The 24,562-nt window shown below is 39.2% G+C and carries 24 protein-coding genes and 1 pseudogene; 3 read left to right on the top strand and 22 right to left on the bottom strand.

The genetic code is table 11. The features are described 5' to 3' along the window. Nucleotides 1-6 precede the first annotated feature (6 nt). The 5 genes from icd to rplK form a co-directional block, all read right to left on the bottom strand. Nucleotides 7-1,209 (bottom strand): NADP-dependent isocitrate dehydrogenase, encoded by a 1,203-nt coding sequence (gene icd, locus SanJ4206_RS02770; RefSeq protein ID WP_187152430.1) that lies wholly within the window; start codon nucleotides 1,207-1,209, stop codon nucleotides 7-9. Beyond that, nucleotides 1,196-2,314: a citrate synthase gene (locus SanJ4206_RS02765; protein WP_157622021.1), complete on the bottom strand. Its 1,119-nt coding sequence runs from the start codon at nucleotides 2,312-2,314 to the stop codon at nucleotides 1,196-1,198. Before SanJ4206_RS02765 ends, icd begins: the two co-directional genes overlap by 14 nt. Next, complete coding sequence (gene acnA / locus SanJ4206_RS02760) at nucleotides 2,311-4,980, bottom strand: aconitate hydratase AcnA (RefSeq protein WP_003028211.1); 2,670 nt, start codon at nucleotides 4,978-4,980, stop codon at nucleotides 2,311-2,313. Before acnA ends, SanJ4206_RS02765 begins: the two co-directional genes overlap by 4 nt. 233 nt (nucleotides 4,981-5,213) lie before the next feature. Further along, nucleotides 5,214-5,903, bottom strand: a complete 690-nt coding sequence (rplA, locus tag SanJ4206_RS02755; RefSeq protein ID WP_003028216.1) for a 50S ribosomal protein L1 — start codon at nucleotides 5,901-5,903, stop codon at nucleotides 5,214-5,216. A 90-nt stretch (nucleotides 5,904-5,993) separates the two neighbouring features. Beyond that, nucleotides 5,994-6,419, bottom strand: coding sequence for a 50S ribosomal protein L11 (rplK, locus tag SanJ4206_RS02750; RefSeq protein WP_003025466.1), 426 nt, complete (start codon nucleotides 6,417-6,419; stop codon nucleotides 5,994-5,996). A gap of 161 nt (nucleotides 6,420-6,580) precedes the next feature. Here rplK and SanJ4206_RS02745 point away from each other — a divergent pair, with 161 nt between their 5' ends. Next, a complete protein-coding gene (locus SanJ4206_RS02745; protein ID WP_003028219.1) occupies nucleotides 6,581-6,934 on the top strand; it encodes a DUF3397 family protein in 354 nt (117 codons plus the stop codon). A 44-nt stretch (nucleotides 6,935-6,978) separates the two neighbouring features. Here SanJ4206_RS02745 and SanJ4206_RS02740 read toward each other — a convergent pair whose 3' ends face one another. The 4 genes from SanJ4206_RS02740 to SanJ4206_RS02725 form a co-directional block, all read right to left on the bottom strand. After that, on the bottom strand, nucleotides 6,979-9,330 hold the full coding sequence (locus SanJ4206_RS02740; protein WP_003028221.1) for an HAD-IC family P-type ATPase: 2,352 nt from the start codon (nucleotides 9,328-9,330) through the stop codon (nucleotides 6,979-6,981). Nucleotides 9,331-9,677: 347 nt separating this feature from the next. Beyond that, on the bottom strand, nucleotides 9,678-11,975 hold the full coding sequence (locus SanJ4206_RS02735; RefSeq protein ID WP_003028222.1) for a DNA translocase FtsK: 2,298 nt from the start codon (nucleotides 11,973-11,975) through the stop codon (nucleotides 9,678-9,680). An 86-nt stretch (nucleotides 11,976-12,061) separates the two neighbouring features. Continuing rightward, nucleotides 12,062-12,271, bottom strand: a complete 210-nt coding sequence (locus SanJ4206_RS02730; protein ID WP_022525195.1) for a PspC domain-containing protein — start codon at nucleotides 12,269-12,271, stop codon at nucleotides 12,062-12,064. 108 nt (nucleotides 12,272-12,379) lie between these two features. Next, entirely contained in the window at nucleotides 12,380-12,745 is a 366-nt protein-coding gene (locus tag SanJ4206_RS02725; RefSeq protein ID WP_022525194.1) for a DUF2798 domain-containing protein, read from the bottom strand. 307 nt (nucleotides 12,746-13,052) lie between these two features. Here SanJ4206_RS02725 and SanJ4206_RS02720 point away from each other — a divergent pair, with 307 nt between their 5' ends. After that, complete coding sequence (locus SanJ4206_RS02720; RefSeq protein ID WP_003028228.1) at nucleotides 13,053-13,856, top strand: peptidylprolyl isomerase; 804 nt, start codon at nucleotides 13,053-13,055, stop codon at nucleotides 13,854-13,856. Nucleotides 13,857-14,045: 189 nt separating this feature from the next. Here the strand turns inward: SanJ4206_RS02720 and SanJ4206_RS02715 are convergent, their stop codons facing one another. The 13 genes and pseudogenes from SanJ4206_RS02715 to SanJ4206_RS02655 all read right to left on the bottom strand — a co-directional run bounded on the left by SanJ4206_RS02715 (nucleotide 14,046) and on the right by SanJ4206_RS02655 (nucleotide 24,147). Next, nucleotides 14,046-15,587: an ABC-F family ATP-binding cassette domain-containing protein gene (locus tag SanJ4206_RS02715; RefSeq protein ID WP_003028230.1), complete on the bottom strand. Its 1,542-nt coding sequence runs from the start codon at nucleotides 15,585-15,587 to the stop codon at nucleotides 14,046-14,048. Nucleotides 15,588-15,917: 330 nt separating this feature from the next. Then, nucleotides 15,918-16,610 carry a 5'-methylthioadenosine/adenosylhomocysteine nucleosidase gene (locus SanJ4206_RS02710; RefSeq protein WP_022525193.1) on the bottom strand — a complete coding sequence of 231 codons (693 nt, stop codon included), beginning with the start codon at nucleotides 16,608-16,610 and terminating at the stop codon, nucleotides 15,918-15,920. Between the two features lie 53 nt (nucleotides 16,611-16,663). Continuing rightward, nucleotides 16,664-16,972, bottom strand: a complete 309-nt coding sequence (gene macP, locus SanJ4206_RS02705) for a cell wall synthase accessory phosphoprotein MacP (RefSeq protein ID WP_003028238.1) — start codon at nucleotides 16,970-16,972, stop codon at nucleotides 16,664-16,666. Nucleotides 16,973-16,982: 10 nt separating this feature from the next. Further along, a complete protein-coding gene (locus tag SanJ4206_RS02700) occupies nucleotides 16,983-17,534 on the bottom strand; it encodes an NUDIX hydrolase (protein WP_003028241.1) in 552 nt (183 codons plus the stop codon). Nucleotides 17,535-17,542: 8 nt separating this feature from the next. Next, complete coding sequence (gene glmU / locus SanJ4206_RS02695) at nucleotides 17,543-18,922, bottom strand: bifunctional UDP-N-acetylglucosamine diphosphorylase/glucosamine-1-phosphate N-acetyltransferase GlmU (protein WP_157622020.1); 1,380 nt, start codon at nucleotides 18,920-18,922, stop codon at nucleotides 17,543-17,545. Nucleotides 18,923-19,015: 93 nt separating this feature from the next. After that, entirely contained in the window at nucleotides 19,016-19,456 is a 441-nt protein-coding gene (locus SanJ4206_RS02690) for an ASCH domain-containing protein (RefSeq protein WP_157622125.1), read from the bottom strand. Then, nucleotides 19,456-20,145 carry a hypothetical protein gene (locus SanJ4206_RS02685; RefSeq protein WP_022525191.1) on the bottom strand — a complete coding sequence of 230 codons (690 nt, stop codon included), beginning with the start codon at nucleotides 20,143-20,145 and terminating at the stop codon, nucleotides 19,456-19,458. Before SanJ4206_RS02685 ends, SanJ4206_RS02690 begins: the two co-directional genes overlap by 1 nt. Nucleotides 20,146-20,156: 11 nt before the next feature. Beyond that, nucleotides 20,157-20,489, bottom strand: a complete 333-nt coding sequence (locus tag SanJ4206_RS02680) for a DUF7716 domain-containing protein (protein WP_003028249.1) — start codon at nucleotides 20,487-20,489, stop codon at nucleotides 20,157-20,159. Further along, nucleotides 20,486-21,223, bottom strand: a pseudogene (locus tag SanJ4206_RS02675) (GNAT family N-acetyltransferase). The gene SanJ4206_RS02680 and the pseudogene SanJ4206_RS02675 overlap by 4 nt, the downstream one beginning before the upstream one ends. 20 nt (nucleotides 21,224-21,243) lie before the next feature. Beyond that, nucleotides 21,244-21,942 carry a 3-oxoacyl-ACP reductase gene (locus tag SanJ4206_RS02670; protein ID WP_003028257.1) on the bottom strand — a complete coding sequence of 233 codons (699 nt, stop codon included), beginning with the start codon at nucleotides 21,940-21,942 and terminating at the stop codon, nucleotides 21,244-21,246. Continuing rightward, entirely contained in the window at nucleotides 21,935-22,171 is a 237-nt protein-coding gene (locus SanJ4206_RS02665; protein WP_003028259.1) for a DUF2829 domain-containing protein, read from the bottom strand. Before SanJ4206_RS02665 ends, SanJ4206_RS02670 begins: the two co-directional genes overlap by 8 nt. Nucleotides 22,172-22,266: 95 nt before the next feature. Next, nucleotides 22,267-23,412 carry a tyrosine-type recombinase/integrase gene (locus SanJ4206_RS02660; RefSeq protein ID WP_022525189.1) on the bottom strand — a complete coding sequence of 382 codons (1,146 nt, stop codon included), beginning with the start codon at nucleotides 23,410-23,412 and terminating at the stop codon, nucleotides 22,267-22,269. A 120-nt stretch (nucleotides 23,413-23,532) separates the two neighbouring features. Next, the gene (locus SanJ4206_RS02655; RefSeq protein WP_080554321.1) at nucleotides 23,533-24,147 is read right to left on the bottom strand and encodes a helix-turn-helix transcriptional regulator; all 615 of its coding nucleotides are present in this window, start codon (nucleotides 24,145-24,147) and stop codon (nucleotides 23,533-23,535) included. 232 nt (nucleotides 24,148-24,379) lie between these two features. Between SanJ4206_RS02655 and SanJ4206_RS02650 the strand changes: the two genes are divergently transcribed. Further along, nucleotides 24,380-24,562: a helix-turn-helix domain-containing protein gene (locus tag SanJ4206_RS02650; protein ID WP_003028264.1), complete on the top strand. Its 183-nt coding sequence runs from the start codon at nucleotides 24,380-24,382 to the stop codon at nucleotides 24,560-24,562.

Raw genomic sequence — 24,562 nt, 5'->3', positions numbered from 1 at the left:
CAGAACCTAAGCTAAAAAATCTAATAAAACCTGAGTGAAATCACTCGTTGAAAGCGCAGGAACACCTTCTATCTGACTAGCAAAATCATCTGTCATCTTTTGAAGTGCTAACGCTTTTTCAATCGCTTTTATAATAACTTGCGCAGCTTCGGACCACCCAATGTAATCAAACATCATGCAGGCAGACAACAAGAGTGAACAAGGATTTGCTTTATTTTGATTTGCGATATCAGGAGCTGTTCCATGCGTTGCTTCAAAAATAGCATGACCTGTTTCATAATTGATATTAGCTCCAGGAGCAATACCAATGCCACCAACTTGAGCAGCCAGAGCATCACTAACATAATCTCCATTCAAATTTGTCAAAGCTACTACTTGAAATTTTTCAGGATTTAATAGAATTTGTTGTAAAAAATTATCTGCAATCACATCTGTCACAATCAATTTCCCAGCTGCTAATTCCTTTGCAAACTCCTTCTCTGAAAGCTCATAGCCCCATTTTCTGAAACCACCTTCTGTAAATTTTTGGATATTCCCTTTATGAACCAGAGTTACGTTTTTTACATTGGCAGATAGAGCATAATGGATCGCTGCACGAATCAACCGTTCACTTCCTTGGCGTGAAATTGGTTTAATGCCAATAGCACTTGTCTTCGGAAAACGAATTTTATCAATTCCCATTTTCTCTTGCAAAAATTGTATCACTTTTTGAGCCTCATCAGACTCACTTTCCCATTCGATTCCTGCATAAATATCTTCGGTATTTTCACGGAAAATTGTCATATCCGTCTTTTCAGGATGTCGTAGTGGGCTAGGAACGCCCGCAAAATACCGTACGGGACGTACACAAGCGTAGAGATCTAGTTCTTGACGCAAGGCAACATTTAAAGAACGAATGCCACCACCAACAGGAGTTGTAAGAGGACCTTTAATCGCAACTAAATGATGATGAATTGTCGTTAAAGTCTCTTCTGGCAACCATTCTCCTGTCAAACGAAAGGCTTTTTCTCCCGCCAATATCTCTTTCCAAAAAATCTTTCTACTGCTTCCATAAGCTATCTCCACCGCTTTATCCAAGACAAGTTGTGCATTTTTCCAAATGTCATGTCCAATTCCATCACCTTCGATATAAGGGATAATGGGATTATCAGGAACGAGCAACTTTTTATTCACAAGACGAATTCTTTCTGCCATTTTATCTCCTCCCAATAGGAATATAATGTAAATTTTGAGCGCCAACATAATGAGAGCGAGGTCTAATCAACTTATTATTTTTGCGCTGTTCTTGAATGTGGGCAATCCAGCCAGACACCCGACTCATTGCAAAAATCAATGTATAGATACTACTGTCAATACCTAAAACATGGTAAACCGTTGCTGAGTAAAAATCTACATTCGGTATTAAATGCTTGGTGTGCTTCATATAACGTTCGATTTCTTCTGAAATCTGGTACCAAATTTCTTTTTCTGTTCCCTTTGTCAATTCCTCTGCCATTTCTCGCAAATATTTTTCACGAGGATCCTGTGTTTTATAAACACGATGACCAAAGCCCATGATTTTTTCATGTGAGGCTAATTTTCGATCCAAATATGCATTCGTATCGCCCTCTGCTTTAATTTCCTTTAACATGTCAAAGACGCATTCATTGGCTCCTCCATGAAGTGACCCTTTTAACGCACCGATTGCCGCCGTCACACAAGAATAAATATCGGTTAAAGTGGAAGCACAGACCCGCGCTGCAAAAGTGGAAGCATTTAGCTCGTGATCTGCATGAAGAACCAAAGCACGATTGAAAACTCGAATTTCTAATTCTGTTGGTTCCTGCCCATTTAACATATATAAAAAGTTCGCTGCAAATCCTAAATCTTTTCTCGGTTCAATCGGAGTTTGCCCCGATCTCAACCTTGTAAATGTTGCAATAATCGTTGGAATCTTAGCCATCAATTGAATACTTTGTTCATAAGTTGCTTCTAGAGACGTCTCTTCAGCATGGATATTATAAACTCCTAAAAGACTAACTGTAGAACGCAATACACTCATTGGATGCAGATGCTTGCGCGATTGGATGAGAATACATTGTTCCACTGCATCACTAATGGCATAATTGGCACGTAAATCGTTCACAAAATGTTTCAATTCAATCTGAGTTGGCAAATGCAAATTCCAAAGTAGGTAAATGACTTCTTCAAAACTTGCATTATTCTCCATCAATTCGGAAATATTATAGCCTGCATAAGAAAGAGTATCATCTATAATCTGACTGATACGAGTCTCACAGGCAATCGTATCTTTTAAACCATTGCTTTGTGTCATTGTTTCACCTCTTGCAATTTCTTTCTAACCACCATTGGTAAAATTCCCCCATTTTCATAATAACGAATATCCGCGTCTGCATCAAAACGAAGACGTGCTTTAAATCGTGTGATTCGATCGCCTTCTTTTGCAATAACCGTTATGATTTGCCCTACCTGTGGCTCTTTCGGCAATTGAATATCAAACGTTTCTTTTCCAGTTAATCCAAGATTTTGAGCATTTTCGCCGTCCAAATATTGAAGAGGGAGAATACCCATCATGACTAAATTAGAGCGGTGAATTCTTTCAAAACTTTCAGCTAAAACCACTTTAACACCCAAAAGATTTGCTCCTTTAGCTGCCCAATCACGACTAGAACCCATACCATAATCGCGACCTGCCAAAATAATCGTATCCACTTTTTCTTTCTTATAACACATAGCAGCCTCATAAATCGGCATCAGTTCATCTTTATACTTTGTATAACCACCAAGTTTTCCAGCTGCTAGTTCATTTTTTATCCGAATATTGGCAAAGGTGCCTCTCATCATCACTTCATGATTCCCGCGACGACTACCATAAGAATTAAAGTCTTGATAGCTTACACCATGTTCCTCTAAATATGATGCTGCTGGACTATTTCTAGCAATATTTCCTGCTGGAGAAATATGGTCTGTCGTAATTGTATCTCCAAATTTTGCTAAAACAGCCAGATTTTTCAACGGTTGAATGCTTGTATCATCTACCAAGCCATCAAAGTAAGGAGGATTTTGTATATAAGTAGAGGCTTGATTCCAGTGATAGATTTTCGATTTTGTCGTTGGAATTTGATTCCATTTTTCACTATCAGTAAAAACATGCTCATACTCTTTTTTAAACAAACTACTGGTAACGTATTTTTGTACATAATCTGCTACCAAATCATGATTTGGCATAAGATCCATGAAGTAAACAGGTAGTCCATTCCTATCATATCCAAGCGGTTCACTTGTTAAATCAATATTTGTATTCCCAGCTAAAGCATAAGCGACCACCAGTGGCGGACTAGCTAAAAAATTTGCTTTAACCAAAGGATTGATTCGTCCTTCAAAATTCCGATTACCTGATAAGACTGCACTAGCAAGTAAATCCGTATCCATAATTGCTTTTGCCACTTCTGGTAACAAATTTCCAGAATTGCCAATGCAAGTGGTGCAGCCATATCCAACAACATTAAAACCTAATTTGTCCAGATAGACTTGGAGACCACTCTCCTTCAAATAAGCCGTAACAACCTTACTGCCTGGTGCAAGTGACGTTTTGACTGTTTTTGAAACACGCAATCCTTTTTCCACAGCACGTTTAGCTACTAAGCCTGCCGCCATTAAGACATATGGGTTGGAAGTATTGGTACAACTAGTAATTGCTGCAATAGCGACATGACCCGTTTTAATTTCTTCTTCATAATCGTCAAACAATACCGTCGCTGTTTTCCTCAATTCCTCTCTCGGCAAACCAAAACCTCGAACACCCGCTTCTCGGATAAGACTCGCTTGAAATTCTTGCTTAGCATTTGTCAATTCAATTAAATCCTGTGGCCGTTTGGGACCAGAAATACTTGGAACAATGGTGGACAAATCAATCTCAACAACTTTTGAATAAATTGGCTCCACTTTTTCATCATAAAATAGATGATTCTTTTGAGCATAGAGCTTCGTTAACGCAATATGTTCTTCTTTCCGATTTGTTAGTCGCATATAACGAAGTGTCTCTTCATCAATAGGAAAGTAACCGCAGGTTGCTCCATATTCTGGCGCCATATTTGCAACTGTTGCGCGGTCTGCCAAACTAAGTGTTGCTAGTCCTTCCCCAAAGTATTCTACAAATTTTCCAACTACATTTTCTTGTCGTAATCGTTGCGTGACTTTTAAAGCTAAGTCTGTTGCCGTTGCAATCTTAGGCAATTTCCCAACTAAGCGTACACCAATCACTTCTGGAACTGGAAAATAAGAAGCTTCTCCCAACATAGCAGCTTCTGCTTCAATTCCTCCAACTCCCCAGCCAAGAACCCCTATTCCATTGATCATTGTTGTATGACTGTCTGTTCCAAACATTGAATCTGGATAAAGCATGCCGTCTTTTTCAATAACAACATCACTAAGGAATTCAATATTAACTTGGTGAATAATCCCAGTTGCAGGTGGAACTGCACGATAATTATCAAAAGATTGCTCAGCCCATTTCAAAAATTCATACCGCTCATTATTACGTGAAAATTCTTTTGTTATATTTTCTTCCAAAGCAGTCTCACAGCCATAACAATCAACTTGCACACTATGGTCAATGACTAAATCCACAGGAATTTCAGGATTGATAAGTTCTGGATCTCCCCCATTTGTTACAACTGCATCGCGCATACTTGCCAAGTCAACAACAACTGGTACTCCCGTAAAATCCTGTAAAATAACACGACTTGGTTTAAAGGGCACTTCACCTCTCGGTTTAACAGCTTGATAGTGCATTAGATTCTCTATGTGATGTTTTCTTACAACATCGCCATCTTCTTTTCGCAAAAGACTTTCTAATAATATGCGAATAGAATAAGGAAGATTGTCTAAGTCTCCACTCATATCTAATGCAGCTTTTTCGAGATCAATATAGCTATATTCTCGCTTATCTTGATATAATATAGATTTATATGTTAGCATGAGAAACCTCCCATTAGGAATAATTATTTTATATTATACAATTTTACGAAAATTCATGCAATAGTTTTTTGAAAAATATGTTATAAAATATAACATAAAAGATTTTTGTTTTAAATATTATTTCCCTGCAAACTTTATTCCAAATATAAAAAGCGATGAATTTCATCACTCCATCGCTATTCGTTTCGTACAAAAGAAAAACTCCATCCGAAGATAGAGCTTTAGATTCTAAATTAAAGTGAGTTAACATCAACCTTAATACCCACACCTTGAGTAGTGGTGATAGTAAGATTTGTCATGTAAGTTCCTTTTACTGTAGCTGGTTTAGCTTTTGCAATCACATCGTGGAATGCTTTGAAGTTTTCAACCAACTTATCAGCATCAAATGAAACTTTACCAATGATAGCTTGTACGTTACCTGCACGATCTGCACGGTAAGTAATTTTACCACCTTTAGACTCTTCAACTGCTTTTGCAACATCCATTGTTACAGTACCAGTTTTAGGGTTTGGCATCAAGTTACGTGGCCCAAGGATACGTCCAAGACGTCCGACAAGTGCCATCATATCAGGTGTAGCAATTACGACATCAAAGTCAAGCCAGCCACCGTTGATTTTTGCAACGAGATCATCTTCACCAACGAAGTCTGCACCAGCAGCTTTTGCTTCTTCTGCTTTTGCACCACGTGCAAAAACAAGCACACGTTGAGTTTTACCAGTTCCGTTTGGAAGAACCATTGCGCCACGGATTTGTTGATCCGCTTTTTTTACATCAATGTTCAAGTTATAAGCAACTTCTACAGTTGCGTCAAATTTTGCAAAGTTTGTTTCTTTTGCAAGTGCTACAGCTTCTTCTACACTGTATGCTTTTGTGCTGTCGATTTTTTCAAGAGCAGCACGAAGTTGTTTGCTTTTTTTAGCCATTTTCTATTCTCCTTGTAAGTGGTTCAATCGATTTTCATCTCCCACGTCCTTCTCGAAATGATGAAGTCTTGCGGGTTTGGGTGTTATTGATTAGTCAACAACAGTGAATCCCATAGAACGAGCAGTACCTTCGATCATACGCATTGCAGACTCAAGGTTTGCAGCGTTCAAATCTGGCATCTTAGTTTCAGCAATTTCTTGTACTTGTGCACGAGTAACTGTTGCAACTTTTGTTTTGTTTGGTGTACCTGATCCTTTTTCAACACCTGCAGCTTTTTTCAAAAGAACAGCAGCTGGTGGTGTCTTTGTTACGAAAGTAAATGATTTGTCTTCATATACTGAGATAACAACTGGGATAATCATACCAGCTTGATCAGCTGTACGAGCGTTGAACTCTTTCGTGAATCCCATGATGTTGATACCGGCTTGACCAAGCGCAGGACCAACTGGTGGAGCTGGAGTAGCTTTACCAGCAGGGATTTGCAATTTTACAAGTTTTTCGACTTTTTTAGCCATCTTTAAATCCTCCTTTGTGGTTTTGGCGGTAATGTAAGATTTTTACCTCCCACAATTATGCTTCTTGCATACCTTTCTATTATACACTAAAACGACTAAATTGCAAGAAAAAATACTAAAAAATTCTCTATCTTTCTCGATTTTTGTGGTAAAATATGTGTATGACATTATTAAAAATCGCATCTATTTTATTTATCTTTTTAACTATTATTTTAACCATTATTATTACTAAATTACTTCGCTTGAAACGATTTGGCTTGAATTTTGCAGATTTGGCTTTTCCACTTTTTGTGTTGGAATTCTATGTCATCTCTGATAGAGCTTTCTACCACAGTTTCTTGCCAGAATTAGCATTAGCCCTTTCTGCCTTAGCAATTGCCATTACTGTCTACTTTCTTCGAGTTAAACGCAGTTTTTACTATCCTAAGTTCTTTAAATTTTTCTGGCGAGCTGGTTTTATTTTGACCTTCTTTCTCTACCTCGCCATGGTGATTGGCTTATTTTTAACAAAATAATAAAAAATATCGGACAGACTCATCTGCTTCCGATATTTTTATATTTAATATTTTGTTGAGAACTTATCAAATAGAGCAAATAACTTATTTGTTATGAATTGGAACAGTCTCATGAGTGATTCTAACATTAAGGAGAGAATGACTGTGAGGATAATGGTAATCGGTGAGATTTTGGATAACAAAAAAATAGAGTGAAATAACAAGCCCGAAATCACTAAGCCGATGATGTTAAAGAGTACGACAATAGTTTTCATTCGATTGAGCGGCTGAATAAGCTTGATGATGATAATGAAACCAACCACTGCTAATAAGATAACAGATGATGTCGCCACTTCTTGCGTGGATAATCGAAAAATCCGACCACAAGCCATGACAATCAAAACGGCCAATAAATCAACAAAAGCTGCTGGTATCGCATTCTGTAAAACCGTTCTGATGAAACGCCCTCGAATGCGCTGCTTGTTGGGCTCCAAAGCTAACATAAATCCAGGTATACCAATAGTGAACGCACTAATCAAGGAAACCTGTGATGCTTGCAAAGGATAGGTAAAAGCAAACAAACTGGACAAAATAGCTAGTGAAATGGAAAAGATATTTTTTACAAGAAATAAACTAGCGGAACGCTGAATGTTATTGACAACCCTACGTCCTTCTGTCACAATATGCGGCATATGCGAAAAGTCAGAATCCAGCAAAACAACTTGTGCAATCTGTTTGGTAGCACCGTTGCCTGACTCCATAGCAATGCTGCAATCTGCAGTCTTCATTGCTAAAATATCATTTACACCGTCACCTGTCATTGCAACTTTATGTTGGTTAGCTTGAAGTGCTTGGACAAATTTTTGTTTCTGTTGAGGGGTTACCCGACCAAAGACCGTATATTTTTCAACTGCTTGAGCGATTTTCTCATCAGTATCCAAGTTCTGCGCATCTACATAATTTTCAGCATGTGGAATCTCTGCTTTGGTAGCAACCGCAGCAACTGTAACGGGATTATCTCCTGAAATAACTTTGACTTCAACACCTTGAACATTAAAATATGAAAAGGTCTCGGCTGCATTTTCTCGAATCGGATTTTCTAATAAGATGAAAAGTAAGGGCTCTACCGTTTGAATCAAAGTGCCTGTAATTAACGGCTCTTTTGATTCAGCAAAAACAAGAACCCTTGAGCCACTTTCTGCATATTGTTGAAAATAGCTGCGATATTCTTCCAACTTTTCTTTTAATACAAACTCTGGAGCACCTAAAATGAAATTACCCTCTTTGAAAGAAATAGCACCAAACTTGGTCTTTGAACTAAACGGAAGGGTCTTCACTACGGTCCAAGCCTTTTCTACTACTTCTGAAGCAAAAAAGTCTCGAATTGCTACAATCGTCTCATTTTCATCTGGACTTGCTACCAAATATTGTTTAAGAGCTTCCTGTGAGGCATTCTTATCTTGCTGAACAGAGAGTACTTGTGCAACTTTCATCGTATTTTCCGTAATGGTTCCTGTCTTATCTACACACAAAACATCTACACGAGAAAGAGACTCAATCCCTTTCATACTATTTAATAAAACCTGCTGTCTTGCTAGACTAGCTGCTCCCAAAGCCAGCGCCAGAGTCATCAAAAGATAAAGCCCCTCTGGAATCATACCGATAATAGCTCCTACCGTGGAGACAATACTAACTTGAAAACTTTCGTGATTGGTCACATAACTTTGGAAAAATAGAAGAAGCCCTAAAGGAATAATCAAAAATCCAATCACTTTAACCAGATTATTGACCGAACGTACCATTTCCGATTCTTCTTTTCCAGAGACTTCTTTTGCTTTCAATGTCAGTTGATTGATGTAGGATTCATCGCCTACTTTTTCCAAGCGAGCATAGGCTTTACCAGATACGACAAAACTGCCTGACATGACAGTATCATCTATTTGCTTTGCGATTTCATCTGCTTCTCCTGTCAACTGTGATTCATTGACTTTCAATTCACCTGATACAATCTTAGCGTCTGCATAGATTTGGTCTCCTGTCGAGAAAAGAACGATATCATCTTGTACTAAATCTTTTGTCTCTAGTTGGATTTCTTTACCGTCTCGCACGACAATCGCTGTATAGTGATGAAGCAACTGCATATTGCTCAATATTTTGCGCGCTCTAAGCTCTTGAACAATTCCAATCAAAGAATTGATAATAACAATCGGCAAAAAGAGTAGATTGTTCCACGATTGTACAATTATCAACAATAGAGCAAGAACAAAAAAGATGAAATTAAAGTAAGTAAAGACATTGGATTGAATGATTTGCCAAGTTGTCTTCTCCGTACTAACCGTTACTTTATTGACGAAGCCTTTTTGAATTCGTTCTTCAACCTCTTGTTGGCTAAGCCCTGTGTATATCTGTTCTGACATATAGCCTCCATTCACAAATCATATTAGTATTCTATCAAAAAAGTCCGGTTTAAGTCATAGAAAACTTACAGAATTGAAAAATGTGAGATTTTCTATACCTTTTCTACAAAACTTTCAAAATAAAACAGCTACAGAAAAAGAGGCTGGGACAAAAGTCCTTAACCTCGTCAGATTTTTATGAGTTTCTTGCAAGTCGCAGTGATTGAGTGGGTTCTATGCGGTTGATAAATCAACCTTTACAGGCCTACTCAACTGTGCGGGGGTGGGACGACAAAATCAAATTTTTTCGAAATTACCGATTTTTGTCCCACTCCCAAGGATGTTACATTTTTTAAACAGCACCTATTTTAGTTATTCAATAAAACTTTTCTTGGCTTGGTGCCTTCTGCTGGACCGATGACACCTGCAGCTTCCAACTCTTCCATCAGTCGAGTCGCACGATTAAATCCGACGGACAATCGACGTTGGAGCATTGAAGCACTCGCTTTTTGCGTCTCTATGACCAAAGCCTTGGCTTCTTCAAAGAGTGGATCACCTTGTTCACTCTCACTACCTGAATCCATATCATTTTCCGATACTTCTCCTGGGTCAAAATTATCATCATAATCTGCTTCGGCTTGATTTTTAACAAAAGTGACAATGCGCTCTACATCTTCATCAGAGATGAACGATCCTTGTAGACGAACAGGATGATTTTCATCAATCGGCTTAAAGAGCATATCCCCACGTCCCAAGAGTTTCTCAGCGCCATTTTCATCTAGAATCGTTCGGCTATCGGTTCCGCTAGATACAGCAAAAGCAATTCGCGATGGGACATTTGCCTTGATGAGCCCAGAGATAACATCAACAGACGGTCGCTGAGTGGCCAAAATCATGTGAATACCAGCCGCTCGAGCTTTTTGTCCCAAGCGAATAATGGCGTCTTCCACTTCTTTGCTGGCTACCATCATGAGGTCTGCCAACTCATCCACAATAACCACAATCAAAGGAAGAGGAATTTGTTTATATTCTGGTTGACTAGCATTGTACTCGGCTACTTTGGCATTGTAACCTGCAATATTGCGAGCACCAACCTTAGAAAAGAGCTCATAGCGATTTTCCATTTCATCGACCACTTTTTGCAAAGCCCGACTCGCTTTGCGAGGATTGGTCACAACAGGGATCAGTAAGTGAGGAATATCATTATAGACAGACAATTCGACCATTTTAGGATCGACCATCATGAACTTGACTTCATCTGGTCGTGCTTTCATGAGAATACTAGCAATAATACCGTTGACTGCAACGGATTTCCCTGAACCAGTCGAACCTGCTACTAGCAAATGAGGCATTTTTGCCAAATCAAACGTCCGAACAGAGCCATTGACAGCCTTTCCTAAAGGAATTTCGAGTAATTTCTTATCATCTGTCTTAGATTGCTCCCAGAGTTCACGGAAAGTGACCATTGCAATCTCGGAATTTGGTACTTCAATTCCGACTAGAGATTTTCCCGGAATAGGTGCTTCAATCCGCACATCTTTAGCTGCCAAAGCCAGAGCTAAATCGTCAGCCAGATTGGAAATGCGATTGACCCGCACTCCGACAGCTGGCTTGACCTCGTACTTAGTCACAGACGGTCCGATTTCAGCACGTTCAACGCTAGCACGAATGCCAAAGCTAGCAAATGTTTCTTCTAAAATCTTGATATTTTCGCGAACAATTTTCTTTTCTTTGGATTGATTTTTAGGCTTGTCTGGCGCAAACAAATTGATTGTTGGAAGTTTGTAATCTAAACTTTCTTTGGGGGTGAAATTAACCTCAACATCTTCATCTGTGTTATCTTGCTGCTCTTCTTTGTGTTGTTTCTCAGACAAACTCTCATCATAATCATAAATTTCTGGTTCTGCTTCTTCAAACTGAATCGGCGTATGAGCTAAGACCTCATCATCTAAAATTTCTCCCGTTTCGGGATCAATTTGTGGCTCGTCTTGCTCTACTTGAATAGCACTCATCGCTGCTTGCGCAGCTTTTTCTTCTTTTTCGATAAAACGTTGCTGACGCCTTGCTTCTCGCTTTTCACTCCAAGCATGATAGGTTTCACTTAATTTTTCAAAAATATCATAAATCGAATATGGACCGATGAGTAGCGCCCCTAGCAATATTAAGAGGAGCCCGATAAAGTAGGTGCCAATATTTGAAAATAAAAAGGCTATAGGAGTATAGAGTGTCGCTCCTAATAAACCACCACCAGCAAAAGCACTGACTTTAACAGCTGTCAAATCCGTTAAAATCCGTGACAAGGTTGTACTTAGAACCTGTCCTTTTAAATTTAAAACATTTACAAAATAAGCTTGAAACATAAGCAGCAAGCCAATAAAAATACTGAAAAAGCCTGATTTATACCCTTCATGCTTATTGACCCACTTAAAAAAGAAAAGATAAATGAGACTGGCTATAATAACTACATAAGCTAAACTTCCTACCAATAAGCGAATGAGATTGTAAAGAGTGATCCCAACGGCACCCCATTTTAATGCTGCAAAAAGAAGCAAAAAAGCGATACCGAAAGTTGCGAGCATCCTCCGAATGGCTTTCTGCCGCTCTATTTCTGCTTTTGTAGGTCGTCTCGTTGTCCGACCTTTTTTACTATTTTTCTTACTTGCCATAAATTTTATTATACCACAAATTGAACACTAATCCAATGCAAGAAAAAAGCAGAAGCTCCATGCTTCCACTTTTGAAACAACATTGCTTACTTCCATATCACATCATCATTCCCATCATCTTCTGGCAAGACAAACCACAAAATCAAATAAGGGATTAGACCGATTCCATATACAAAAAATGCTACTCCCCAGATCAGTCGTACAATGGTAGGATCAATGTCAAAATAATTTGCTATACCTGCACAGACACCCGCAATTTTCTTATTTCGCACATCTCTTGTCAATCGTTTAGCCATTCTCTGTCCCTCCTTTATAAATCTATTATAACATAAATTTTTTACCATTAAATAAATATCATAAAGAATTTCCATGAACCAATTGTCAAACGTTCATCGTCAGCAAGATTAAAAAAGTTGCTGTTGCAGTTGACCTAAAATAAAGCGAGAAATTGGTCCAACAATCAGAAAATTCAAGGGAAAAGCTACAATAAAATTGGTCAACCAAGCTCCAAGGTAATTGGTTACTGAAAGCGGCACGCCGTTAAAAAGCATATCATAAAGAGACATCAATGAAACCATACCACCTGAAACAACGAGGATCTTCTGCCAAGGTTTATGGCGTTCTGTTAAAAATTTAAAAGCAACTCCCTTCACAACTGGTCCTGCCACAAGAAGGTCTAAGAGAAAAGCGGTAATCAATCTAGGAACATATCCCATTGCTAGATGAGCCCATGAAAAATATCCTACAACGGACAGGTTCCAAATGCTCATTCCAAATACCATCATGCTGCACATAAGGGCTGTAAAAAAATAATGATTCCTTAAAATTCTTCGGCATAAAAACTCCATTTCTTTGTTGATAAACGCTATTTTAGCACAAAAAATTTTTTCTCGTAAGCAAATTTACAAAACTTTTCATAAGAAAATGTTTTCATACTTTAAACGATTGAACTATCTTTACATCAAAAAAGTAGCCCGATAGTGCCTTTCAGTTAGCATGGACAAACTCTCAAAAGGTTTGAAAAAGGCTTTTATTTATAGTAAAATGTGAATAGTTCAACATTCAGAAAGGAAATCTATGAAAAAATTACTTATCTTAGGACTGGCTGCTGGTTTATTTTTGACAGGCTGTACAAACTTACAAAGAGCTATTAGAGGAAATGACTATGTAGACTCCAGCCTTGCTTCCGAATCCAGCTCAAGAGCAGCGGAAAAACAAAAAGAAGAGCAAAAAGCTGCTTTGAGCGATAAAAATGCTAACTTTCCACAGCTGTCTGACAAGGTCGCTGACGATGAAGCGGAAGTGAAAATAACCACAACTGAAGGTGCTATTTCTATGAAGCTTTTTCCAAAATATGCTCCACTTGCAGTTGAAAATTTCTTAACGCATACTAAGGAAGGTTATTATAACGGCGTGACTTTCCACCGTGTCATTAAGAACTTTATGATTCAAACAGGAGACCCTAAGGGAGACGGTACTGGTGGTGAATCCATTTGGAAAGGCAAAAATTCTAAGATCGACTCTGGAAGTGGCTTTAAAACAGAGATTTCGTCTTATCTCTACAATATCCGTGGCGCATTAGCCATGGCTCGTTCTTCCAATCCAAATTCCAACGGTAGTCAATTTTTCATCAACCAAAATACCAAGGACAGTTCTAATCAGCTCTCTAGTACAACTTATCCTGAAAAAATCATTGAAGCCTATAAAAAAGGTGGAAATCCAAGTTTAGATGGAAATTACACTGTCTTTGGGCAAGTCATTTCTGGCATGGAGGTCGTGGATAAAATCGCTGCTACCGAGACTGGCGAAAACGACAAACCCAAAAAAGAAATTAAAATTGAGAAAATTGAAGTCATCAAGGACTATACATTTAAGAAATAATCACAAAACGAGTCTGGGCAAAAATGTTCCAGACTCGTTTACTTTCTAGAATAAAACTCATTGAGTGGTCTCTAATGTGCTGATGCTATCAGCTTTTACAGCCCTACTCAACCTTACGGAGTGGTGGGACGACAAAATCGATTTCTTACGAAATACTGATTTTTGTCCTACACCCCGTTTTCTTTACGCCTACGTTAATTGATTAAAATCCCAAATCTGATCTACCCATCCTTTGTAGAAGTCAGGCTCATGGCAGACCATGAGAATACTGCCTTTGTATGCTTGAAGAGCGCGCTTGAGCTCATCTTTGGCATCCACATCGAGGTGATTCGTAGGCTCATCCAGTACTAAGACATTATTTTCTCGGTTCATGAGGAGACAAAGTCGAACCTTAGCCTGCTCACCTCCTGAGAGAACCTGAATCTGGCTTTCAATATGCTTGGAGGTCAGCCCACAACGAGCCAGAGTAGCACGAACTTCCGCTTGATTGAGTGACGGGAAAGCATCCCAAACAGCTTCCAAAGGGGTCTGGCGATTACCACCAGCTGTCTCCTGCTCAAAATAGCCCAATTCCAAATAGTCTCCACGCTCTACTTGACCAGCAAGAGGAGGAATGATTCCAAGCAAACTTTTTAAAAGAGTTGTCTTCCCGATTCCGTTGGCTCCGATAATGGCAACTTTCTGATTGCGCTCAAAGGTTAGATTAAGGGGCTTTGTCAAAGGACAATCGTAACCAATTTGCAACTCTTCTGCTTGAAAAATAAAGCGCCCTGGTGTACGAGCTATTTTGAAGCCAAAGGAAGGCTTAGACTTCTCACCCTGCAATTCAATCAGCTCCATTTTGTCTAATTTTTTCTGGCGGGACATAGCCATATTGCGGGTAGCCACCCGAGCTTTGTTGCGCGCTACAAAGTCTTTTAAACCGGCAATTTCCTTTTGCTGGCGCTCGTAAGCTGCTTCCAACTGAGATTTCTTCATCTCATAAACTTCTTGGAATTGATAATAATCACCAGAATAGCGGGTCAAGTTTTGATTTTCTACATGGTAGACGATATTGATTACATCGTTTAAGAAAGGAATATCATGGGAAATGAGCACGAAAGCATTTTCATAATTTTGCAGATAGCGCTTGAGCCAATCAATATGCTCTGCGTCCAAATAGTTGGTAGGCTCATCTAAGAGCAAGATGTCTGGTTTTTGAAGGAGAAGTTTTGCTAAGAGCACCTTGGTTCGTTGACCTCCAGAAAGAGCGGTGACATCCGTTTCCATACCGTAATCCATAACCCCTAAAGCACGAGCTACCTCATCAATCTTAGCATCTAAAGTATAAAAGTCTCGACTTTCCAATCGCTCCTGCAATTCACCCACTTCTTCCATAAGGACATCAATATCAGCTCCGTCTTCTGCCATAGCTAGATATATCTCATTGATTCGAGACTCAGTCTTGAAAAGTTCATCAAAAGCCGTCCGCAACACATCACGCACGGATTGACCTTCTTTCAACACAGCGTGCTGATCCAAGTAACCAGCTGTCACATACTTGGACCACTCAACCTTGCCTTCATCTGGCAACAATTGACCAGTTACAATGCTCATAAAGGTGGATTTCCCTTCACCGTTTGCTCCAACTAAACCGATATGCTCACCCTTAAGCAAGCGGAAAGATACATCCTCAAAAATAGCCCGGTCACCAAAACCGTGGCTCAAATTTTTCACTTCTAAAATACTCATTCTTATAAAACTTTCTGATTTATTGAGCGTGAGATAGAATCTGCACTTCAAAAATTATATCATCTTCTTGGTCAAATTGGCAAGGACAGAAAAAATAGTCTGGAATAACAGTATTCCAGACTCGATAAAGCTCAATGCACTGTAGTTGAATACCTTCTAATGCTGATACTATCAGCTTTTTCAGACTTACTCAACCTTGCAGGGCTGGGACAACAAAATCAATTGCTGACAAAACGCTGATTTTGTTCCATTCTTATTTCATAATGTTAAACAGCCAACTATAAAGCCTGATAAAGCCAAGCTCTCCATCTACAACTGCTAACTCATTCTTTAAATTAATTCTTTCAAAAACGCTATCAAGGTCTCAGCTGATCGCCTGCCAGCTTCATGGATAAATTCGTCAAAGCTGATATTTGCGTCATGAGAAGCTGTATCACTCATGGCACGAATGACCATAAAAGGCAGACCGATAGAATGGGTTGCTTGCGCAATGGCTGCTCCTTCCATTTCTACTGCTAAAACATCTGAAAAATGCTGCTTAATGGCTTGAATCTTGTCTTGTCCCGCAATAAAACTGTCTCCTGTTGCAATCAAGCCAACGCGACTTGTCTGATGTGTCTTTTCTAAAAGCTTCCTCATCTCAGAAACCAAATAGCGGCTCGCTTCAAAATACAGTGGCTGGCGCGCCATTTGTCCGTATTCATAGCCAAAAGCTGTTACATCTACATCGTGGTACACTAGCCGGTCAGCCACTACAACATCGCCGATTTGCAAGCCTTCGGCTACCGCCCCAGCAGAACCTGTATTGATGACAGCTGTCACTTTAAACTCATTGACCAAAACAGCCACGCTCATAGCAGACATGACCTTTCCGATCCCGCTTTCCACCAGCACGACTTCATGACAACCGATACTTCCCGTATGATAAACATGTCCCAAACGTAAGTGCTTTTCAGCATTTTCCAAGTTTTCCACTAAGATTTTTAGTTCCTCAGGCATAGCCGCAATAATTCCGATTTTCATGTTTTCCTCTCGTTCTATCATAAAAAAAGCGAAAGTCTAAGCTTCTCGCTTTTTTATAGCCAAATAATAGCAGCAATCAAAGCCATCAAAAGCAGGACAATCCAAAATAGAATTTTGTTTAATTTCGCTTGGAATACTCCACGTTTTGCATTTTCAATGCGTCGGCTTTTGGTCACCGTTGGTTCTACATCAATTTGCAGCGTATCTTGATTGAAACCGCTAGTTGGAGAAGAATCACCAAACTGACTTCTAGTCGTTTTTAAAATTTTGGTTTCTTCCTCATCATGCAAAGGTGGACCTGAAATATCTTCACCACGATTTGCCCGTTCAATCATTTCATCTGTTAATAAAGGTCTTCCCATGAGCGTTTCCCTATCTTCGATTCATTTTCATTTCCCAATATTGGAGTGCAATAATGGTTTTTGCATCACAAATATCACCACTAGCAAGGAGAGCTTTCGCTTCTTCCAAGGTCACTTCATAGAGTTCTAAGGTCTCGTCCTCATCTTGTGGACGAGGATTTTCAACTTTTGTTAAATGGCTAGCGCTATAAAGTCTGATTCGCTCATTGCAAAAGCCAATCGCCGAATAGAAATCATAGAGCAATTCCAATTCACCTGTATAGCCGGTCTCTTCTTCCAATTCACGCAAAGCTGCAGCCTCAGGATCCGCATTTTCACCGACTTCTAACTTGCCTGCCGGAATTTCATAAGAGGTTGCTTCAATAGCTTTGCGGTACTGCTTGACCAAAATCAGTTTATCTTCTGGTGTTAGCGCGATAACTGCCACCGCTCCATTATGGAAAATCAAATCACGGTAAGCTGTTCCTTTTCCTGCTGGCAACTGAACTTCGTCTTTTACAAGTTTAAAAATAGGACCTTGGTAAATTTCTGTTCGTTTTAGTGTTTTTTCTTCAAAATCCATAGCAATTCCTACTTATTATCTGGATGATGCGGCAAGCGTTTAGCGTATTCTTCTTTATTGATCTGACGACCACGACCAAGAGCAATCGCATCAGCTGGCACATCCTTGGTAATGGTTGAGCCTGCACCTACAAGAGAATTGTCCCCAAGTTCTACCGGCGCAATAATGGTTGAATTAGAACCTACAAAGACATTGTTCCCAATGACGGTCTTAAATTTGTGCTGTCCGTCATAATTAACTGTAATCGTTCCAGCGCCAAAATTGACATTCGCACCCACTTCAGAATTACCAATATAGGTCAGATGCCCAGCTTTGGTATTTTCACCGATAGAAGAACCTTTCACTTCAACGAAATTACCAACATGTACATTTTTAGCAAGGCTTGAATCTGGGCGAACATGAGCGTAAGGTCCCACCGTTACACCGTCTGCAACTGTAGACTCTTCAATCATCGAATTGGTAATAACCGTTTGTTCACCAATAACAGAGTCAACAATATACGTACCATTTGTCAGAATGCTGCCTGCACCAATTTTCGTTGTTCCTTTCAAGGTAACATTGGCTTCAATTTGGACTTCTGGTTCAATCTGTACGTCTACATCAATATAAGTCGTTTCTGGATTTACAAAACTAACGCCATTCACCATGTGAGCTTGATTGATTCGACGACGCATAATACTTTCTGCCGTTGCCAATGCCACGCGGTCATTGACACCAAGACTTTCATCAAAGTCTTTCAGAGTATAAGCGCCGACTTTTTCGCCATTCTCACGGAAAATGCCGATTACATCTGTGATGTAATATTCTCCTTGCGCATTGTTGGTATTGATATTTTTCAAGGCTTCAAAAAGACGAGCGTTATCAAAAACATACGTTCCTGTATTGATTTCCTTGATTTGCTTTTCAAAATCCGAAGCATCCTTTTGCTCCACAATTTTGATCACTTCTTCATGCTGATTACGGACAATCCGCCCATAACCAAATGGATTTTCCGCTTCTGCTGTCAAAATCGTTGCAACATTTTTGTGGTTGACATGAAAGTTAATCAAATTTTTCAGGTTTTCTCCTGTGATTAAAGGAGTGTCTCCTGCAATGACTAATGTTTGCCCTGCCAAACCTTCCAGCACAGGCTCTGCCATCATCACAGCATGACCAGTTCCTAATTGTTCCGTTTGACGAACAAACTCTGTCTGCCCCGCCAATACCTGCTCCACCAGCTCTGCCTTGTGTCCGACCACTGTCACAGTCTTTTCTGGTGCAATGGCAGCAACACTTCTAAATACGTGTTCTAACATCGAAATTCCAGCAACTTTGTGAAGCACTTTTGGTAAATCTGATTTCATGCGAGTGCCTTTTCCAGCTGCTAAAATAATTGCATAGTTTGTCATAATAGTTCCTTTTATCAAAATAAATTTATTTTATTATAGCATTTTTTATATCATTTGTTAAGATTCTCTCTGTAATGCTTTAATCCGCATCTTTTATATCGGATAAACCTTGCAAAACTCCTCCAAGACCACGCCCGTCTCCTCTGAGAAAGCTAAGCCGGCTTCAGCCATCCATTCCGTGAAGAGTTCCTCATGCACCTGCCGCCAGTAAGCCAAAGATTTATCTCCCTCTCCTTCTTTAAAAGCGTGCTCTGCAAACACTTGATTGAAAGGGACAACCGTTACCTTGGTCACTTTAATGATGCAGACAGCTTGACCTTGACCGTCTAAAATCACATCAAGGGTTCCTACCTGCGGCACGGGCTTATTTTCAAGCTTATAGAGCTCATAGGCCGAAGCCGTCGCTGTCTTTTCACCACGAAGCACTAAGTCGGCAAGCTGATCTGCCAAGGTACCGAAGGCCCAGGCATTAATCTCGTCGCCAATTTCTGGATTGATTTTCTTATATGCCTGCCACATTTCTTTTGGGGTCATCATTTCTCCTGTGTATTCTCATATTTTGTAACATTTCTCCAAAATGATTTAATTAAACGACAATAATCGTTAATCATTTCGGCAAATATTTTTTCATCTTCAATTAATAACGGTCGTTCTGAATGCATAATTATGTTTCTATAACTATTTCCGAATTTATTCTCTTTAGAATAATATCTTTCTTGTATATCCTCCAAAATTTTTCGTAAGTTTATGATATAGCCATTTTTATCAAAACGTGATACTATTAGACGTTCTTTAGGGATACCCCATTCTTGGGAAACATAATCTTTTGCAATATTTATTAGATCTTCAGCATCTGCCTCAGCTAAAATACTCATGGAATTTTTTGAAGTCTGTTCACCAATCTGATAAACAATTTTAGAATTTATATTTTTTAACGGGGAATCATTTGATAGCAATTTCTCCAAAATATTTTTGGGATAAACTTTTTTATTATTATCAATTTCAATTATTTTTTTAAGAATAGATTCCATACTTACCAATATGAATGGAATAAAAATATTATTAGGGTTCCTAATTCCTTCCCACTCTTTTACATACATTTTCTTCATATCTTTAAAATACGTTGGATTTTTTTCAACATTGCCTTCAAAATATAAATTTTTATATAATTTCTCCTCATTCTTAATTATTATATCAAACGTATTATCTAAATCTTGACGCATTTTCACACTCCTCATAAATAATCCATAAAGTCATCACGCTCATAATAGTAAAGCAAAGCCTGTAAACACTCTTGATCAGTCGCTTCTGCTTTCTGCTCCATAACTGACAAGAGAACATCCGCAAAATCTTCACCGTAATAAATCAGCTCCATCTCTTGCTCCCTTACCTGTCTAGGGTAAACATCCCTATTATCCACTATTTGAGGATAATCAGCAAGCAAGTAGCTGTCCTGAAAATTCAGTTCTCCATTTTCCTTAGCATACAAACAGAAATCATCATCTAGCTCTTCCGATTTTACAGCCTCAATGATGTCTTTTAAGAAATAGGTTTGGTTTTTCTTCATTGGTCAAAAGTCCCTTTCCATTCATAAGCCGGATAAACTCCTAGACACTGATAGCCCGAGCTTTCTGCAACCTTCTTGGAAGCTTCATTGTGCGCATCCCAGAGAGGAAAGTGTGAGCGTCTTTGAGCTTCTAAAATCATCTGGGCACCCAAGATTTTGACCAAGCCCTATCTTTGGTAGGTTGGCTTGGTAGCAATTTCAATCTCAAGAGCTCCATGATAGACCAATCCTGTCGATACGCCAGCGATGATTTCCTCTCCTAAATAGAGTAAAAAACCAAAGCCACCCGCCGCTTGAAAATGGTCAAAATCGGAAAAATCACCCTGCAAATCCTGAGACTAGGCTTCCTCAGCCAAACGCTCATAACTCTCCGTATCAATCGGACAAAGGTAGTAGTTTACAGGTAGCCTGCTCTGCCATTTCTCCAAAGCCTCTGTGTCAAAGGCAACCTTGTCCGCAAAAGCATAACGAGTAAACTTGCCCAGCTCACTCTGACTATCTAGAAACTCTTGCCAACTGGGCTCCTCAGAGATAATGACCTTGTCAGCCAAGCTGTATTTTGTGCTATAATCCTGCCAAAAATCCGAATCCGCCTGACCAGCCGGAAAGATGAAATTTCCTAATTGGTATAGGCAGGCTGTCTCAGATTCGTTCATGAAGAGCTTTCCTAGGCCAGCATCCAAGCCGTAAACAACCATGTTTTTAGACCAAGAGTAAAAATACTTAGTCTTCATTGCTTTCACCTTTGATTTCCTCACTTCAAGCTCCAACCACCGTCGATTTTGAGAATCTCGCCCTGCATAGCAGCTGCCTTGCCACTGGCTAGAAAAAGGGTGACATCAGCCACTTCTTGAGGATCTAACCAGCGCTTGATCGGCGTTTCTTCAGCAACCCAATCTGCTAAGCCACCTGGTTCAAAATCTGCCGCAGTCATGCCCGTTTTGACCGCACCGGGAGCAATCCCAAAAACCTGCACTCCCTGCTCCGCATAGTCTAGTGCCAACTGCTTGGTAAATCCTGCTAAAGCATGCTTAGAAGAGGTATAAGCATGCCCGCCACCACCAGCTAAACTCGATGCAATAGAGCACATATTGATGATGATGCCTGACTGTTTCTTCAGCATCTGCGTCAGATAATAACGAGTTAACTCTACTGGTGTTACATAGTTAATCTCGAAAATTTCTTGGATCTCCTGAGCGGATTGCTCAAGAAGTGGCTTGTAATCATCCAGCACTCCAGCTGTATTGCAGAGGACATCCACCTGCGGGCACCAGTTAAAAACTGACTGAAGCGCCAGCGTTAAATCTTGTTGAAGAAAATGAAAATCTCCTGTCAGGTTTGGTTTTTTAGACTGGTCTACACCATAGACGCGCCAGCCATTTTCCAAAAAGAGCTGTGCCTGTGCTCGTCCAATCCCTGAACTGACTCCCGTCACCAGTACTGTCTTAGTCATGAACTTCCACCCAGTCATCTGCTAAGACATCACAAGGAGTTGGGCTCCACATGGAAAAGCCTTCCCCTTCGCCTGACACGTTGATAAGAAAGTACGGAGTCACATCAAGTGTCACTCCATTTTGTTCAATACTGTCAAAAAGCTGGATGTAGTTCTCTGCCCCACCCCAACCAGTACGAACGTATTTCTTCTTAGCTTTCAGACCTGGTAAAATTTCTTCAAATGTCATTGTTTTCTCCTTTATCGTTTATAAACGTTGATTTAACAAGGTTTCTTGAACCATGTAATGAGTTATTTTATGAATTTGTTCCCTTTTTTGTGGACTTATAAATTATTTATAGCCTTTTCGTAATATGAAACGGCTTCTTTTTCTTTGTCCTTTGATAGGTGACTATAAATATCCATAGTCGTAGCTAGGGTAGCATGACCTAAGCGATACTGTAATTCTTTGTAACTGATCCCAGCATTTAGCAATAAACTAGCGTGAGTATGGCGAAAAGCGTGAAAGGTAAATCGTGGACAGTTAATTTCTTTCAAACGTCTATCTAAACTCTCTTGCCTGGTAGCCATATTTTGATATTCCTTTGTTGGAGTTGCAAAGACTACGGTCGGAACTTGTGAATCAACTTCTAGGAATAATTGCCTTTGTCTATTCTTATAAAGGCGTAACATGTTGACCGTTTTCTTGTCTATGCTGATTACTCTAACTCCTGCTTTACTCTTTGGTGTACCTATGAGCTTTAACAGTCTATTATAGTTCTTTGTAATACTAATAGTCTTTTCCTTTAGGTCAATATCTGACCATTCTAGCGCTACCACTTCACCAAAACGACAACCCGTGGCAAGTAAAACACTATATAACACATAGTCGAGATAATAACCATATTTTTGATTAGAAAGACTTTCCATATAATCCATTAAAGCCTTTATGTTCTCTGGAGCTATGAATTTGATAACCTTATTTTCACGTTTTGGCACTTTAGGTAATATAACATCTCTAGCAGGGTTGAATGGCAACAACTGCAGAGATACACCATACTGTAAAACACGCCTATTTATTGAGTGTACTACACTATAATGAACTAACTCCTTTGATAAATCATTGATAAAGTCTTGAATATAGTAAACTGTTATCTTATTAGGTTTCATAGTCCCAAATGCTGGGATAAGATGATTATAGAGCATTCTTTGGGTAGCCCTAAAAGTTTGAGGTTTGACCGTAAGTTGGTAACTGCGTAACCATAAGTCAGCGAGTTCCTGATAGGTTCTGACTTGCATCTCCTTTTTAACTGTTGATCCATTAAGTTTAAAATCTATCTGGGCTTGTTGAGCTTTTGCTTTAACCTCTTTTCTTGTCCGTCCTGTCACGCTGGTTTTTACTTTCTTACCTGTTACCTGGTCAACACCGAGATAAACACTAGCACGGTACACTGTTGTACCGTTTTTCTTTTTGACTTCTGTTATTTTCATGATGATACCCCTTTCCATCAGCAGGCAAGCCGTAAAAGTTTTAGATTGGGTTTACATCATAAGAATGCGTCTATTCTATAAGAAACCGAGGCTTAAATGAGTTTTATGGGGTTATCTGCTTTAGTTATCCTTCTGTGTTTTTTGCTGGCTTGAATAATCTTTATGCATAACTGGATTATCGGCTAGAGATATTATAATTTGACTAACGGCTGCTTTATCTTTATCTTCTAAGGTTAGAAAATCAACAATGGGTATTTTTAATTCATCAGAAAGGGACATTAAACCAGCTAGGAAACGCCCTATTATATTATCTGAATAGTCTTTTAGGCTTTCCAATATTTCAGCCCGTCGTTCTTCATCCCATTTTTCTGCTTCTTTTCTGTTCAGTGCTCGCTCCCCATAGTAGTCTGTGGCGTGTCTAAGAGCTTCTATAACTTTATCCTGCACTTCTGTCCCTCGTGTCAGTGCTAGAAGGCCATACCCACCAAAATCAGCAGGGTTTTTCATGCTCTCTTCGTACTTTTTTATCATTGATGATAAATAGTCATCTTCATACCCCAACAGATACCTAACACTCACTCCGAAATAATCCGCTAGTTGCTGGGCTTTATCTTGTTTTATTTGACGTTCGCCCTTCTCCCAGGCTATTATAGTTCTTTTTGTTACTCCTATTTTATTGGCTAACTCTTCTTGTGTTAGCTTTTCTTTTTGACGTAACTCTTTAATCCTATTCAATTTAATCACAACCTTTCAACGGTCATTTTATCATATTGAGAAGTAAAAGTATAGAAAAAGTGAAAAAAAATATCATAAAACTATTGACAATATTAAAAAAAGTGATATAAAATAACACTATAACTTTAAAGTGATGAAAAACTTCACTTAAAGTTGGGAGGCAGACAAATAAAACCACAACCTTTTAACCGTCTACCTTTTACTTTTTTATTAACTTGTGAGGAGGTATAGAATGCTAATTACCGAAGATATGGCTCAACGTGTACGGGTAAAACGTGCTATTGAGCGTATTACAGCAAAAGAACTTGCTGAAAAGTTGGGAACAACTCACGTCACCTTGTCCAAAGTAGAACGCGGTGATTATGATGCGCCGCGCCGAATTTACACCGCGGTTATCTCATGGCTAGAGGAATAA

It is taken from the genome of Streptococcus anginosus (assembly GCF_001697145.1).
GTDB lineage: Bacteria > Bacillota > Bacilli > Lactobacillales > Streptococcaceae > Streptococcus > Streptococcus hominis.
This window is presented reverse-complemented; position numbering and strand designations above follow the sequence as displayed.